Genomic DNA, 12,678 nt, shown 5'->3' with positions numbered 1-12,678 from the left:
ACGAGTGGCCGCTAAACCACCCCGCTTAGCGGCCATTCGTGGCAAATGGGTGGCCGTGGTCAGGCGGTGCCGTGTTGCGCTGTGAACTCCGGCCGGCTTTCGCGGTCCAGCCGCGCTCCGTCAGCGCCGCGCGTACCCGGATCACGGCCGAGGGCTCCCTTCCTGCTGGCCCGGGTTCCAGGTCCCGCTGCGTCAGCACGATAACCCGCCAGCCGGCATCCCGGGCGGCTTCATCCCGGAAGATGTCGCTGCGGCGCTGGGCCGGATCGGCGTGATGCCCGCCGTCGTACTGGATTGCGATCTTTTCCCGCTGGTAGGAAAGGTCCGGGTCCTCGATCCACCCTCCGGTCTGGTCGAGAAGGGGGACGTTGATGGCGGGCTCGGGCAGGCCATGGCGTACCAGGAGCAACCGGAGTTCGGTTTCCTTGGGGGAGTCCGTGTTGGCGCGCATCAGCGACCGGGCGCGCAGGGCACGCCGGTAGCCGGTCCGCCCCCGTTTCCCGGCGAGGAACGCATCCAGGGCATCGAGCGTGGTGAGCGGGCCGCGCCGGCGCACCAGGAAGTCCCCGGCGATCACCAGATCGTCGAGGCTGAGGATGCCGGTGAGGTCGAACCAGGTACGCAGCGGGGACGTGCAGCGCACCCAGGCTCCCGCCACGATTTCATCCGGTTCAAGCGATAGCTGGTGGCCCACGACGCCCCTGTACCGCACGGCCCGCCGCCCCGAAACGCTGGTCAGGTGGACCAGCGCCGGATTCACGAGCGCCAGCGGCAGCGGGAAGCCCCACAGCACCGCCGCGGACAGATGGCTCACCACAGCGCCCGTCACGGCGGTCAGGGCACGCAGCCGTTCCAGCAAGCTGTCAAGAGTGGGTACCGGGGCGCGCACGCCGTGGCACGGAGCGGCGAGGTCCCGGGCGCGGGTCCGACGACGGCTCAGCCCGGCCGCCCGGGCCTCGGCCACGGTGAAAGGTTGGTTTTTCAGCTGCGGGGGAAGCTCGCTGGGCAAGTGCATACGAGCATTCTGCGCCCGCCGGAAGGGCGCCCGGACGTTATCCACAGTGTGGAGGAGGAGTAGGGCCGGTCGCAGGCGGCCGCGAACAGGCGCGGCTTATGCCGGGAGTGGGACGGCGGTTACTTGACCTCGTCGGTGCCCTGCGTGTCGCCGCTGCCGCGGGGGTCGCCCGATTCGGTGTCCGGCTGGCCCTCGGCGGCCTTGCGTTCCTTGGCGTCGAGCTCGTCCTTGAGCTTCTTCAGCCTGTCGGCCTCGGCCTGCTTGCGGCGGCGGATCTCGAGGTTGCGCAGGAAGTCCGGGTCGTCGTCGGGCGCGATCGGATGGCTGTAGGTGGCGCTCGAGGGAGCTGTTCCGCGGGGGCGGCCGATGAGGAACCACAGAATGGCGCCGATCACCGGTAGGACAATCTGCACCACAATCCAGGCCGGTTTCGAGATGCCTTTGGTCTGGCGCGGGTCAGTGCGGATCAGGTCGATGAGTCCGTAGACAAATACGACGAGAACGGCGACAACAACCACTACACGGAGCATGTAATCAGTCTAGCCGTCGGGCGCCCGTCCGGCTTCTCCCAGTCACCGGTCTCTGCCGCCGGAGCCTTACCCCGAGTGCCGGCCCGGCTGCCGGCCCGGGCGGGAGGCCTGGCTGGAAGGCGGGGAGATGCACCCCTGGTGGGCCGGTGCGGCGCCGGACGGCTAAACTTGGAGCGTGGCTTTCCTGAAATACTCCCTGATCCGTCTGGCACTGTTTGTGCCGCTGTTTGCGCTGTTCGTCTGGCTCCAGCTCGGCTGGCTGCTCGCCGCCCTGTGCGCGGGCATGATGGCTTTCGCGATCAGCTTCCTGTTCTTCCAGAAGCAGCGGGACGCTGCCGCCGCGAACCTGCACCAGCGTTTCTCGGGCAAGGCCAAGCCGCTGCGCAGCGCCGGGGAGATTGATGACGCCGACGCCGAGGACCGCCTGGTCGACAAGCACCCGGACATCACCGTCCACACCGACAGCCGGCCCAAAGACTCCTAAGAGCTAATAGGGGCGCCGGGGGACTCCAAGCCCCAGGGCAGCCCCGAAACCCCTAGAACCCGTGGCTCAGCACCAGGCCGAGGGAGAACAGGACGGCGTAGCCGAGGTTGATCAGCCCCGTCTGCTTGAGCACCGGAATCAGGCTCTTGCGGCGGCGTCCGGAGATCATCAGCCAGGACGGCATCAGGCTGGCCGGGATCAGCAGCAGCACAATCAGCATCCACGGCCGGCTGGGGGCCAGCACGATCGGCAGCAGGATCGCGACGGCCAGCATCAGCACGTAGCTCTCCCGGGCATGCTTGTCGCCCAGCCGCACGGCCAGGGTCTTCTTCCCGGCTTTCCGGTCGGTGGGGATGTCGCGGACGTTGTTGGCCATCAGCAGCGCGCACGCGATGAGGCCCGTGCCGATGGCGCCGATGATCGCGGCGAGGCTGATCTGCCCCGCCTGCGTGTACGTGGTGCCGAGGGTGGCCACCAGGCCGAAGAACACAAAGACGAACAGGTCGCCCAGGCCCATATAGCCGTAGGGGTTTTTCCCGCCGGTGTAGCCCCACGCTGCGAGGACGCAGCCGATGCCCACCAGGATCAGCCACCACGTCTGCGAGAGGATCACCAGGGCCAGGCCGCACACCATCGCCAGCCCGAACGCGGCGAACGCTGCATACTTGACCTGCTCGGGCTTCGCGGCGCCGGAACCCACCAGCCGGAGCGGGCCCACACGGTCCTCGTCGGTGCCGCGGATGCCGTCTGAGTAGTCGTTGGCGTAGTTCACGCCGATCTGCAGCAGCAGCGCCACCAGCGCGGCCAGCACGGCGTTGAGCGGACGGAAGGAGTCCATCTCGTACGCGGCCGCGGTGCCGATCAGGACAGGCGCGATCGCGGCCGGCAGGGTGCGCAGTCGGGCGCCTTGGATCCATTGTGCGGCTGTGGCCACGTTCAGTACCTCGTGTTGGTTTGGCGAACTCCGGGGGTGCCCGGCGTCTCTATTTTCCCTGATGCAGCTCGGTGAGCCGAACCGTCATGGAAAGCCGGTCCGGTTTTCCGTTCGGCAGCATCAGCAGGTCCCCGGCAGCGAGGACGGTCTTCGGGGCCATGGCACCCAGCAACGGGGCCCAGGAGGCGCCCGCCATAAAGCCCTCAATGCCCTGCGGCGAGCTGTCGGCCAGCGCCACGTACGCGGCCAGGGCCTGGCCCCATTCCGCGGACGGGACCCCCGCGACGAAGGCGGCCCGGACGCCGTCGAGCCGTTCCAGCTCAGACTGCACATGCGCGGCGGAAACCTTGACGCCGCCGGTGATCACGACGTCGTCCGCCCGGCCCAGGACGGTCAGCTTGCCGTTCTCGTCCAGCTCGCCCAGGTCGTTGGTCCGGTACCAGCGCACGCCGCCGTCCTCCACGAACGCCTCCGCCGTCAGGTCCGGGGCCCCGAGGTAGCCGGCGGCGATGGTGGCGCCGCCCAGCAGGATGCGTCCGTCCTCGGCGAGCTTCACCTCGACGCCGTCGAGCGGCACGCCGTTGTAGACGCAGCCGCCGCAGGTCTCGGCGGAGCCGTAGGTGGTCACCACGCGGACGCCGGCGTCGCGGGCGGTATCGAGCAGGGCGGGGGAGGCCGGGCCGCCGCCCAGCAGGATTCCGTTGAAGCGGCGCAGGACAGCCAGCGTCTCGGCCGACGGCGCGTCGAGCAGCCGCTGCAGCTGGGTGGGCACCAGCGACGTGAAGCGCACCTTGTCGGTGAGCTCCAGCGCGGCCGCCGTGAACGCCTCCGGGGTGAAACCGGAGGACATGTCCATCGCCCACGGCCGGGTGCCAGCGAAGAGCGAGCGGACCAGCACCTGCACGCCGGCCACGTACTGCACCGGCAGGGCCAGCAGCCACTGGCCCTCGCCCTTGAGCGCCAGGGCGGTGGCCATGGAGGAGGCCGCCAGCGCGTCAAGGGGCAGTACGGTCGCCTTGGGCGTGCCCGTGGATCCGGAGGTCCGCACCACAACGGCGGCGTCCTCGACGCCGGTCTCCACCAGGGTCACCAGCGGCGAGCCGTCCTCCCCGGCGGAAAGTTCGACGGCGGGACCCTCGCCGCGGAGGGCAGCGGCCAGCGCCGCGAGGGCAGGCTCGATGTTCACAGCAGTCACGTGCGTCGCCTTAGAAGTAGTACGGGAACCTGGACCAGTCCGGATCGCGCTTCTCCAGGAAGGCATCCTTGCCTTCCACCGCCTCGTCCGTCATGTAGGCGAGCCGGGTGGCTTCGCCGGCGAAGACCTGCTGGCCGGCCAGGCCGTCGTCGGCCAGGTTGAAGGCGAACTTGAGCATCCGGAGGGCCTGCGGCGACTGCCGGGCGATGTCCGCGGCGTACTCCAGGGCCACCTCCTCGAGCCCGTCGTGGTCTACGGCCTCGTTGACGGCGCCCATCCGGACCATGTCCTCGGCGGAATATTCGCGGGCCAGGAAGAAGATCTCCCGCGCGGCCTTCTGGCCGATCTGGCGGGCCAGCAGCGCGGAGCCGTAGCCGGCGTCGAAACTTCCCACGGTGGCGTCGGTCTGCTTGAACTTGCCGTGCTCGCGGGAGGCGATGGTCAGGTCGGAGACGACGTGCAGCGAGTGCCCGCCGCCGGCGGCCCAGCCGTTGACGACAGCGATCACCACCTTGGGCATGGTGCGCATGAGCCGCTGGACTTCCAGGATGTGCAGCCGGCCGGCGCGGGCGGGGTCGATGGTTTCCTGCGTCTCACCCTCCGCGTACCGGTACCCGTCCCGGCCCCGGATCCGCTGGTCCCCGCCGGAGCAGAAGGAGTGGCCGCCGTCCTTGGCGGAGGGGCCGTTGCCGGTGAGCAGCACGGTGGCGACGTCCGGGGTCATCCGGGCATGGTCCATGGCGCGGTAAAGCTCGTCCACGGTGCCCGGGCGGAACGCGTTGCGCACCTCGGGCCGGTTGAAGGCGATGCGGACCGTGGGCAGGTCCCGCACCACGGTGCCGTCCGCGGACCGCTCCACCTGCCGGTGGTACGTCATGTCCTGGAAGTCGTCAAAGCCGGACACAGTGCGCCAGCGGGTGGGGTCAAAGACGTCCGATACCTTGGCGGGGATTTGGTTGCTCACAGTCCGAGTCTAGTAATCGGCTCAGCTGATGCAGAACTCGTTGCCTTCCGGGTCCGCCATGGTGTGCCAGGAATGCGGCCCCTCGTGAGCGGTCCAGAGGTAAGTCGCTCCGCGCGCTTCGAGGGCCGCGCGCACCTCGTCCTTGTCCGCGCCGGCCAGGTTCACGTCCCAGTGGACGCGGTTCTTGACGGTCTTCGCCTCCGGCGCCGTCTGGAACAGAATCCGGCGGGACGCTGGCTTGACGCCCAGGTCCTCGGGCGGGCGGATGGCGGCGCCGTCCCTCCAGACGAGGCGGCCCTGGTGCAGCTTGGTTTCCGCCTCCGTGGCGTACCCCTGCGCGATCATGGAGCGGATGAAGTCCTCGTCCTGCGGCTCCACGGCCCACTCGAGGGTTTCGGCCCACCAGTCGGCGAGCTCGTGCGGGTCCCGGCAGTCGACGGCGATCTGGATGTTCAGTGTCATGGGTAGAAACTACGACGTCGGGGCGCGCGGCGGTAGGGGGTGGGGCTTAGCACGCCCCTGCGCGAGTTGGCACTTCGCGGCAGTGTCTCCGCCCGGTACTGCCGTGAACTGCGCACTCGATGGCGGCTAGCCCTGCATCTGCTGGACCTGCTCCATGAGCTCCGGCGGGATGGCGTAGATGAAAATGACGGCCAGCAGGTTCTTCGAGGCGTGGACAAAGTACGCGAACATCACGTTCATGCCGGTCCAGACATATACGAACACCAGCACGGCGCCCATCGCGAGGTAGGGCATCAGCACGGGCAGGCTCAGGTCCTCCTGGCCCACGATATGCAGTGCCGCGAACAGCACTATGGACAGGCCGCAGCACACCCAGACGTTGACGCGTCGGCTCAGCTTGCCGATCAGCAGGTGCCGGAAGATGTACTCCTCCACGAAGGGGCCCACCACCACCAGGAGCGGCACCATCAGCCAGGCGGGGACCTGCTGCATCAGTGCCTGCAGGCCGGCCTGGTTGGCGGAGGTCTGGGGCTGCCCGGTGAGCGAGACGAACACCGCGGTCAGGATCATCATGGCCACCACGGCCAGGGGGACCATCAGCATGGTGAACCACGGCCGGGTGGCGAGGACCCTGAGGTCGCGGGCGGCCACACGGCGGACGGCGGCCAGCGCCAGGATCCCGATGGTGCCGTAGAACAGCAGGTTCACGGTGTAGGAGGCCACGGCCGGGTTGGGCGAGAGTTGCAGCATCAGCGGGACCAGCAGCCCGCCGGCTACCGCGAAGAAGGCGGCCACCGCCACGTAGAGGCTGGCGGTGACGAAGTCGAGCCGCGAAAACCGGTAAAGTTCCGGCCGCGGAGCGGGTGGTGTGCGGAGAGCGGTGCCCATGCCACCAGCCTAGCGCCGGTGTAGGAACAGCCGGCGGCACGTACAATATTCGGTATGCCTAAATTTTTGTTTCGGTGCGCCAAAGATGACACCCGAACCGCTGGCCGCCGCACCGCCGGAGCCGCCGTCGCACTTGTCTTTGCCCTCACCCTGGCCGCGTGCGGGGGGAGCGCCCCGGGCCCGGGGGTGGCGGCCGAGAAGCCTGTGGTGCTGACCACCTTCACCGTGCTGGCCGACGTGGCGCGGAACGTGGCCGGGGACAAGCTGCAGGTCGAGTCCATCACCAAGGCCGGCGCCGAAATCCACGGCTACGAGCCCACGCCGGGGGACATCCGCAAGGCCTCCAAAGCGGACCTCATCCTGGACAACGGCCTGAACCTGGAGGCGTGGTTTGCCCAGTTCGTTGAGGGCCTGGACGTCCCGCACGCCGTGGTGACCGACGGCGTGGACGTGCTGTCCATCAGCGAGGATTCCTACCAGGGCAAACCGAACCCGCACGCGTGGATGTCCCCGGCCAACGTGCAGATCTACGTGGACAACATGGTGAGGGCGTTCTCGCAGCTGGATCCGGGCAACGCCGCAGTTTTCGAGGCCAACGGCGCCGCCTACAAGGCCCAGCTGCAGGCGGTCCAGGACGAGATGGTGCAGAAGCTCGCGGCGGTCCCCGAGGCGCAGCGGGCGCTGGTGACCTGCGAGGGCGCGTTCTCCTACCTGGCCCGCGACGCCGGCCTCCGCGAGGTCTACATCTGGGCCGTCAACGCCGAACAGCAGGCCACCCCGCAGCAGATCACCCGGGCCATCGAGTTCGTCAAGGCCAACGGGGTGCCGGCGGTGTTCTGCGAATCAACAGTCTCGGACGCCCCGATGCGCCAGGTGGTGGAAGCAACCGGCGCCGAATTCGGAGGGGTGCTGTACGTGGACTCGCTCTCCGAAGCGGACGGTCCCGTCCCCACGTACCTGGACCTCATCCGCCACGATTCCAGACTCATCACCGAAGGCCTGACGGGAGCGGCATCATGAGCACTCCGGCCATCCTGGTGGAAAACGTCACCGTCCATTACGGCGAGGTGCTGGCGCTCGACGGCGCCTCCCTCGCCGTCGAGCCCGCCCGGATCTGCGGGCTGGTGGGCATGAACGGCTCCGGCAAATCCACGCTGTTCAAGGCGATCATGGGCATGGTGAAGCCCGACGCCGGTCGCGTTCTCATCAACGGCGAGCCGCCGGCCAAGGCACGCAAAAAGGGCGGCATCGGCTACGTCCCGCAGAGCGAGGACGTGGACTGGCAGTTCCCGCTGTCCGTCCGCGACGTGGTGATGATGGGCCGTTACGGGCACCAGGGCTTCACCCGCCGCCCCTCCAAGGCGGACCGCGCCGCCGTCGACCTTGCCCTGGACCGGGTGGAGCTCTCAGAGTTCGCCGGCCGGCAGATCGGCCAGCTCTCCGGCGGGCAGAAGAAGCGCGCGTTCGTCGCCCGCGGAATCGCCCAGGGCGCCACCATGATGCTCCTGGACGAGCCCTTCGCCGGGGTAGACAAGCGCTCCGAGGCCACCATCACGCGCCTGCTGAAGGAACTCGCCGCCGACGGCTGCACCATCCTGGTCTCCACCCACGACCTCCACGCGCTGCCCCAGCTCTGCGACGAGGCCGTGCTCCTTATGCGGAAGGTGCTGATGCACGGCCCGCCCGGGGTTGTGCTGCAGCCGGAGCACCTGGCCATGGCCTTCGGCCTCGACGTCCTCAACCGGGACGTCCCGGACGCCGCCGTTCCCGACGCCGGGGTTTCGGTTCCCGGGGTTTCGAACCGGCCGGGCAGGGGCTGAGCCATGGAGTTCCTGGGCCTCCTCCTGGAACCGCTGGGCTACGACTTTATGGTCCGTGCCCTCGCCACCACGGCGCTCGCGGCGATTGTGTGCGCGGTGCTGAGCTGCTGGCTGGTGCTGATCGGCTGGTCGCTGATGGGCGACGCCGTTTCCCACGCCGTGCTGCCCGGGGTGGTGCTCGCGTACATCGCCGGGGCGCCGTTCGCCCTGGGGGCGCTGGTGTTCGCGTTGATTGCCGTGACCCTGATCGGGGTGGTCCGCAGCACCAGCCGGGTGAAGGAGGACGCCGCGATCGGGATAGTCTTCACCTCGCTGTTCGCCTTGGGCCTGGTGCTCATCTCCGTCACGCCGAGCCAGACGGACCTCAACCACATCATCTTCGGCAACCTGCTGGGCGTCAGCGTCCCGGACCTCATCCAGGTCCTGGTCCTGGGGGTGGTGGCCTTCGCCATCCTGATCCTCAAGCGGCGGGACCTCACGCTGTACGCCTTCGACCCCACGCACGCCCACGCGATCGGGCTGTCCCCGAAGCGCCTGGGTGCCCTGCTGCTGGGCCTGCTGGCCCTGACCTCCGTGGTGGCGCTGCAGACCGTGGGTGTTGTGCTGGTGGTGGCGATGCTCATCATCCCCGGCGCCACGGCCTACCTGCTGACGGACCGGTTCTCCCGCATGCTGGTGATCGCCCCGGCCATCTCCGCGCTGTGCTCCATCGCCGGCATCTACCTCAGCTACTACCTCGACACTGCCTCCGGCGCGATGGTGGTGCTGACGCAGGGGGCAGCGTTCGCCGTCGTCTATCTTTTCAGCCCGCGGCAGGGCCTGATCGGCACCCGTTTGGCGAAATCGCGCCGCAAAAAGGCGGCCGCGGCCGCCCTCTGATGTTGCCCCGGTCACGCCGGGGTCCTGAATGCTAGTACGATAGATGAGCCGCGCGAGCTTCGACACTTGTGAGGTTCGGTACATGTCCTGGTCCCTCCCGGGGGCTTTGGCCCGAATTTTGTGTACTTGAATCCACGGTCCTTTCCCGGCCATACCTCGACCTACAAGGAACACCTGTGCCATCAACCACCCCCACAGAACTTAAGAGCCCTACGGCGCAACCCGCCGTCGTCGACTCGACTCTCAGCGCCGAGGGCTACAAAAAGTCCCTGAGCGGCCGCCAGGTCACCATGATCGCGATGGGCGGCGCAATCGGCGTCGGCCTCTTTATGGGTGCCGGCGGACGCCTGGCCTCCACCGGCCCGGCGCTGATCTTCTCCTACGCCATCGCCGGCGTCATCGCCTACCTGCTGATGCGCGCCCTGGGCGAACTCATCATGTACCGCCAGACCTCGGGCTCCTTCGTCAGCTACGCCGGCGAAATGTTCGGCAAGAAGGGCGCATATGTGTCCGGCTGGATGTACTTCATCAACTGGGCCATGACCGGTATTGCCGAGCTGATCGCGATCGGGCTGTACTTCCAGTTCTTCTTCCCCAACGTGCCGGTGGAACTGACCGCCATCGCGGCCCTGCTGCTGCTGGTGGGCGTGAACCTGCTGAGCGTCAAGGCGTTCGGTGAATTCGAGTTCTGGGCCTCCGTGCTCAAGGTCGGCGCCATTGTGATCTTCCTGGCCGTGGGCACCTTCATGGTGGTCACCAACGCCCAGGTGGGCGACGGCAACGCCTCGGTGAACAACCTCTTCGCAGCCGAAGGCGGCATGTTCCCCAAGGGTGCGCTGGTGATGATCCTGGTCCTCAACGCCGTGATCTTCGCGTACAACGGCATTGAACTGGTGGGCATCACCGCCGGCGAAATGCAGGACCCGGCCAAGGAAGTTCCCAAGGCCATCCGCGCCGTCGTCTTCCGCATCGTGGTGTTCTACGTCGGTTCCGTGACGCTCCTGGCGATGCTGCTGCCCTCCGACCAGTACGTGGCCGGCACCTCGCCGTTCGTCACCGTGTTCGGCCAGATGGGCCTCGCCTGGATGGGCGACGTGATGAACATGATCGTCATCACCGCCGCGCTGTCCTCCTGCAACTCGGGCCTGTACTCGATCGGCCGCATCTTCCGGACCATGGCCAACAATGGACATGCCCCCACGTGGCTGACCAAGATGTCCAAGAGCCACGTCCCGTACGCGGCGATCCTGGCCATCGGCGGCGTCTACCTCGTAGGCATCATGCTCAACATCTGGCTGGGCGGCTCCTACGCGTTCGACCTTGCGCTGAACTCCGCGTCGATCGGCGTGATCTTCACGTGGGGCGCCATCTTCGCCAGCCAGATCGCGCTGCGCAAGACCAAGGGCAAGGTCTCGTCCCTGCCGGCGCCGGGCGGCGTCTGGTCCAGCTGGGCCGGCCTCATCTCCTTGCTGGTCATCACGGTGCTGATCGGCTTCGACACCATGACCAGCAAGTCCGGCGATGTGTTCCACCTGGGCCTCTGGACCCTGGCCACCATCCCGTTCTTCGCGCTGCTGCTGTGGCTCGGCTGGCACAAGGTCAAGAACAACGAACCGAAGAACGTGCTCTTCAACTAGCAGTTCCCAGCACGCGCCAACGCGTACGACGGCGGGCCCCCGGGTGGGGTGCCCGCCGTTGTTGGTTTAAGCGGGGGCGGGCCCGGGCGCCGGTGGGCTGCGGGGTGGTGCATCGGTTTACCGAGAATGGCCGCTATCCGGGGTGGGTTAGCGGCCATTCGTGGCAAATGGGTGGGGCGTGGCGGGTGGTGGCGGCCATTCGTGGTGATCGGGTGGGGCTGGCTGGCGGTGGCGGCCATTTGCGGAGAATGGGGAGGCCCCGGCGCCCCCCAACCCGCCCGGACACACAAAAGCGGCGTCGGATATCCCCCAAAGGAAGATCCGACGCCGCCGTCTTACGTGAGGACTAGTCGCGCTTTACAGCGTCCTTGACGTTCTCGCCGACCTTCTTGGCGTCTGCGACTACCTGGTCCTTCTGGCCCTCGGCACGCAGTTCGTCATTGTTGGTGGCGTTGCCAGTAGCTTCCTTGGCCTTGCCGCCGAGGTGCTCTGCTTCGTTCTGAATCTTGTCTCCGATACCCATGGTGTAAACACCTTTCGTTTCCGGTTGAAATCCAACGTCTGTTCAGACTAACACAAAGCATGCTTACTATTTCAAGAGGTCTCGCAACGCAGAAGAGAAGAAATCTGCCGCGGACCCCGGATAGGCTCGATGCCATGGACCAGAAGATCACCCTGACCCAGCACATCAACGCCCCGGCGGAGACGGTGTGGGCCGTCATCTCCGACATTCCCGGCTCGGCCGCCACGCTGTCCGGCGTCGAGTCCATCCAGATGCTCAGTGACGGCCCCTACGGCGAGGGCACGCGCTGGAAAGAGACCCGCAGGATGATGGGCCGGTCGGAAACCGTGGAGATGTGGGTGTCCCAGGCGGACCCGCCCCGGAGCGCCACGGTCAAGGCACTGCAGGACGGCGCGGACTACACCTCGCGCATGTCACTGGCTGACCGCGACGGCGGCACCGACCTGACCATGACCTTCGGTGCCGACCTCGCCAGCCCCTCCCGGATGCAGAAGCTGGCCATGGCGCTGTTCGGCGGGCTGGGCCTGCGCATCACCCGCAAGGCCCTCGCCAAGGACCTGGCGGAAATCGCGGCTAAGGCCGAGTCGCTCTAGTGGCGCGCGGCGCAGCCTCCAAGGGGCCGAAGGTCACCGCCCCGCGGCTCACCCCCGTCCGGCTGGCCGAACTCCGGGACGACCCGGCCCCGGACTTCCAGCCGGGGGAGAGGTACGACGGCGTCCGGTACAGCCGCGCGTCGGCGGACGGACTGGACCTGGGCGGCGCAGACTTCGCCGAGTGCGACTTTCAGGGTGTCTCCTTCAACGAGACGCAGCTTCGGGGCGCCACGTTCCGGGACTGCATCCTGGCCGACATGTACGCGCCGGTGCTGACGGCAGCGCGGAGCAGCCTGCGCGACGTCGAGATCGGCAACCCCCGCTGGGGGTCCGCGGAGCTTTACGAGAGCGGCTGGCAGTCCGTCAGGATCGACGGCGGCAAGCTGGACTACGTGAATCTGCGCGGGTCCAAGCTTATGGACGTGCAGATCAGCGACTGCATCATCAACGAACTGGACTTGGGCTCCTGCACGGCCACCAGGGTGGCACTGAAAAACTGCACCATCGGCACTCTCGATGTTGCCGGGGCCAGGCTCAAGGACTTCGACATCCGGGGCACGGATTTCCGCGTCATCAGCGGACTCGAGAGCCTCGCCGGCCTGGTGATTGACGACTACCAGCTCGGCCAGCTGGCTCCGCTGATGGCAAGCCACCTCGGCGTCGTCGTCGCGTAACCCTGCGGTGCCGTGATTGACCCCCTTGCGGTGCCGTGTAATCTTTATAGAACGAACGGTCGGTAAATTGGCGGGCTCGC

At 67.6% G+C, this 12,678-nt stretch carries 15 protein-coding genes; 7 read left to right on the top strand and 8 right to left on the bottom strand.

Features of this window, described 5'->3' with window-relative positions; all coding sequences use genetic code 11:
* Positions 1–25: 25 nt before the first annotated feature.
* Together AR539_RS15890 and AR539_RS15885 are read right to left on the bottom strand one after the other, a co-directional pair.
* Positions 26–1,015 carry a hypothetical protein gene (locus tag AR539_RS15890; protein ID WP_066439023.1) on the bottom strand — a complete coding sequence of 330 codons (990 nt, stop codon included), beginning with the start codon at positions 1,013–1,015 and terminating at the stop codon, positions 26–28.
* Between the two features lie 119 nt (positions 1,016–1,134).
* The gene (locus tag AR539_RS15885; RefSeq protein ID WP_066439021.1) at positions 1,135–1,545 is read right to left on the bottom strand and encodes a PLD nuclease N-terminal domain-containing protein; all 411 of its coding nucleotides are present in this window, start codon (positions 1,543–1,545) and stop codon (positions 1,135–1,137) included.
* Between the two features lie 175 nt (positions 1,546–1,720).
* Here AR539_RS15885 and AR539_RS15880 point away from each other — a divergent pair, with 175 nt between their 5' ends.
* A complete protein-coding gene (locus AR539_RS15880) occupies positions 1,721–2,029 on the top strand; it encodes a DUF4229 domain-containing protein (protein WP_066439016.1) in 309 nt (102 codons plus the stop codon).
* A gap of 52 nt (positions 2,030–2,081) precedes the next feature.
* Here AR539_RS15880 and AR539_RS15875 read toward each other — a convergent pair whose 3' ends face one another.
* The 5 genes from AR539_RS15875 to AR539_RS15855 all read right to left on the bottom strand — a co-directional run bounded on the left by AR539_RS15875 (position 2,082) and on the right by AR539_RS15855 (position 6,472).
* Positions 2,082–2,963 carry a 1,4-dihydroxy-2-naphthoate polyprenyltransferase gene (locus AR539_RS15875; protein WP_066439013.1) on the bottom strand — a complete coding sequence of 294 codons (882 nt, stop codon included), beginning with the start codon at positions 2,961–2,963 and terminating at the stop codon, positions 2,082–2,084.
* Positions 2,964–3,012: 49 nt separating this feature from the next.
* On the bottom strand, positions 3,013–4,149 hold the full coding sequence (locus AR539_RS15870) for an AMP-binding protein (RefSeq protein WP_066440086.1): 1,137 nt from the start codon (positions 4,147–4,149) through the stop codon (positions 3,013–3,015).
* Positions 4,150–4,168: 19 nt separating this feature from the next.
* On the bottom strand, positions 4,169–5,122 hold the full coding sequence (locus tag AR539_RS15865; protein WP_066439010.1) for a 1,4-dihydroxy-2-naphthoyl-CoA synthase: 954 nt from the start codon (positions 5,120–5,122) through the stop codon (positions 4,169–4,171).
* A gap of 21 nt (positions 5,123–5,143) precedes the next feature.
* The gene (locus AR539_RS15860) at positions 5,144–5,584 is read right to left on the bottom strand and encodes a VOC family protein (RefSeq protein ID WP_066439008.1); all 441 of its coding nucleotides are present in this window, start codon (positions 5,582–5,584) and stop codon (positions 5,144–5,146) included.
* A 126-nt stretch (positions 5,585–5,710) separates the two neighbouring features.
* Positions 5,711–6,472, bottom strand: a complete 762-nt coding sequence (locus AR539_RS15855) for a CPBP family intramembrane glutamic endopeptidase (protein ID WP_066439006.1) — start codon at positions 6,470–6,472, stop codon at positions 5,711–5,713.
* 54 nt (positions 6,473–6,526) lie between these two features.
* Here AR539_RS15855 and AR539_RS15850 point away from each other — a divergent pair, with 54 nt between their 5' ends.
* The 4 genes from AR539_RS15850 to AR539_RS15835 all read left to right on the top strand — a co-directional run bounded on the left by AR539_RS15850 (position 6,527) and on the right by AR539_RS15835 (position 10,808).
* Entirely contained in the window at positions 6,527–7,492 is a 966-nt protein-coding gene (locus AR539_RS15850) for a metal ABC transporter substrate-binding protein (protein WP_066439004.1), read from the top strand.
* Positions 7,489–8,292, top strand: coding sequence for a metal ABC transporter ATP-binding protein (locus AR539_RS15845; protein ID WP_066438998.1), 804 nt, complete (start codon positions 7,489–7,491; stop codon positions 8,290–8,292). Before AR539_RS15850 ends, AR539_RS15845 begins: the two co-directional genes overlap by 4 nt.
* A 3-nt stretch (positions 8,293–8,295) precedes the next feature.
* The gene (locus AR539_RS15840) at positions 8,296–9,171 is read left to right on the top strand and encodes a metal ABC transporter permease (RefSeq protein ID WP_066438995.1); all 876 of its coding nucleotides are present in this window, start codon (positions 8,296–8,298) and stop codon (positions 9,169–9,171) included.
* A 176-nt stretch (positions 9,172–9,347) separates the two neighbouring features.
* The gene (locus tag AR539_RS15835; protein WP_066438993.1) at positions 9,348–10,808 is read left to right on the top strand and encodes an amino acid permease; all 1,461 of its coding nucleotides are present in this window, start codon (positions 9,348–9,350) and stop codon (positions 10,806–10,808) included.
* 346 nt (positions 10,809–11,154) lie between these two features.
* Here the strand turns inward: AR539_RS15835 and AR539_RS15830 are convergent, their stop codons facing one another.
* Entirely contained in the window at positions 11,155–11,331 is a 177-nt protein-coding gene (locus AR539_RS15830) for a CsbD family protein (protein ID WP_066438991.1), read from the bottom strand.
* A 134-nt stretch (positions 11,332–11,465) separates the two neighbouring features.
* On the opposite strand from AR539_RS15830, the gene AR539_RS15825 reads away from it, so the two are divergent.
* Together AR539_RS15825 and AR539_RS15820 are read left to right on the top strand one after the other, a co-directional pair.
* Positions 11,466–11,924 carry an SRPBCC family protein gene (locus AR539_RS15825; protein WP_066438989.1) on the top strand — a complete coding sequence of 153 codons (459 nt, stop codon included), beginning with the start codon at positions 11,466–11,468 and terminating at the stop codon, positions 11,922–11,924.
* Positions 11,924–12,598, top strand: a complete 675-nt coding sequence (locus AR539_RS15820) for a pentapeptide repeat-containing protein (RefSeq protein ID WP_066438982.1) — start codon at positions 11,924–11,926, stop codon at positions 12,596–12,598. The genes AR539_RS15825 and AR539_RS15820 overlap by 1 nt, the downstream gene beginning before the upstream one ends.
* Positions 12,599–12,678 lie beyond the last annotated feature (80 nt).

It is taken from the genome of Arthrobacter sp. EPSL27, from assembly GCF_001512305.1.
In the GTDB taxonomy this organism is placed as follows: domain Bacteria; phylum Actinomycetota; class Actinomycetes; order Actinomycetales; family Micrococcaceae; genus Arthrobacter.
This window is presented reverse-complemented; position numbering and strand designations above follow the sequence as displayed.

Excerpts from the sequence above, each read along its gene's own strand:
- AR539_RS15890 (WP_066439023.1), bottom strand. The coding sequence starts at position 1,015 with ATGCACTTGCCCAGCGAGCTTCCCCCGCAGCTGAAAAACCAACCTTTC.
- AR539_RS15885 (WP_066439021.1), bottom strand. The coding sequence starts at position 1,545 with ATGCTCCGTGTAGTGGTTGTTGTCGCCGTTCTCGTCGTATTTGTCTAC.
- AR539_RS15860 (WP_066439008.1), bottom strand. The coding sequence starts at position 5,584 with ATGACACTGAACATCCAGATCGCCGTCGACTGCCGGGACCCGCACGAG.
- AR539_RS15855 (WP_066439006.1), bottom strand. The coding sequence starts at position 6,472 with ATGGGCACCGCTCTCCGCACACCACCCGCTCCGCGGCCGGAACTTTAC.
- AR539_RS15850 (WP_066439004.1), top strand. The coding sequence starts at position 6,527 with ATGCCTAAATTTTTGTTTCGGTGCGCCAAAGATGACACCCGAACCGCT.
- AR539_RS15845 (WP_066438998.1), top strand. The coding sequence starts at position 7,489 with ATGAGCACTCCGGCCATCCTGGTGGAAAACGTCACCGTCCATTACGGC.
- AR539_RS15840 (WP_066438995.1), top strand. The coding sequence starts at position 8,296 with ATGGAGTTCCTGGGCCTCCTCCTGGAACCGCTGGGCTACGACTTTATG.
- AR539_RS15830 (WP_066438991.1), bottom strand. The coding sequence starts at position 11,331 with ATGGGTATCGGAGACAAGATTCAGAACGAAGCAGAGCACCTCGGCGGC.
- AR539_RS15825 (WP_066438989.1), top strand. The coding sequence starts at position 11,466 with ATGGACCAGAAGATCACCCTGACCCAGCACATCAACGCCCCGGCGGAG.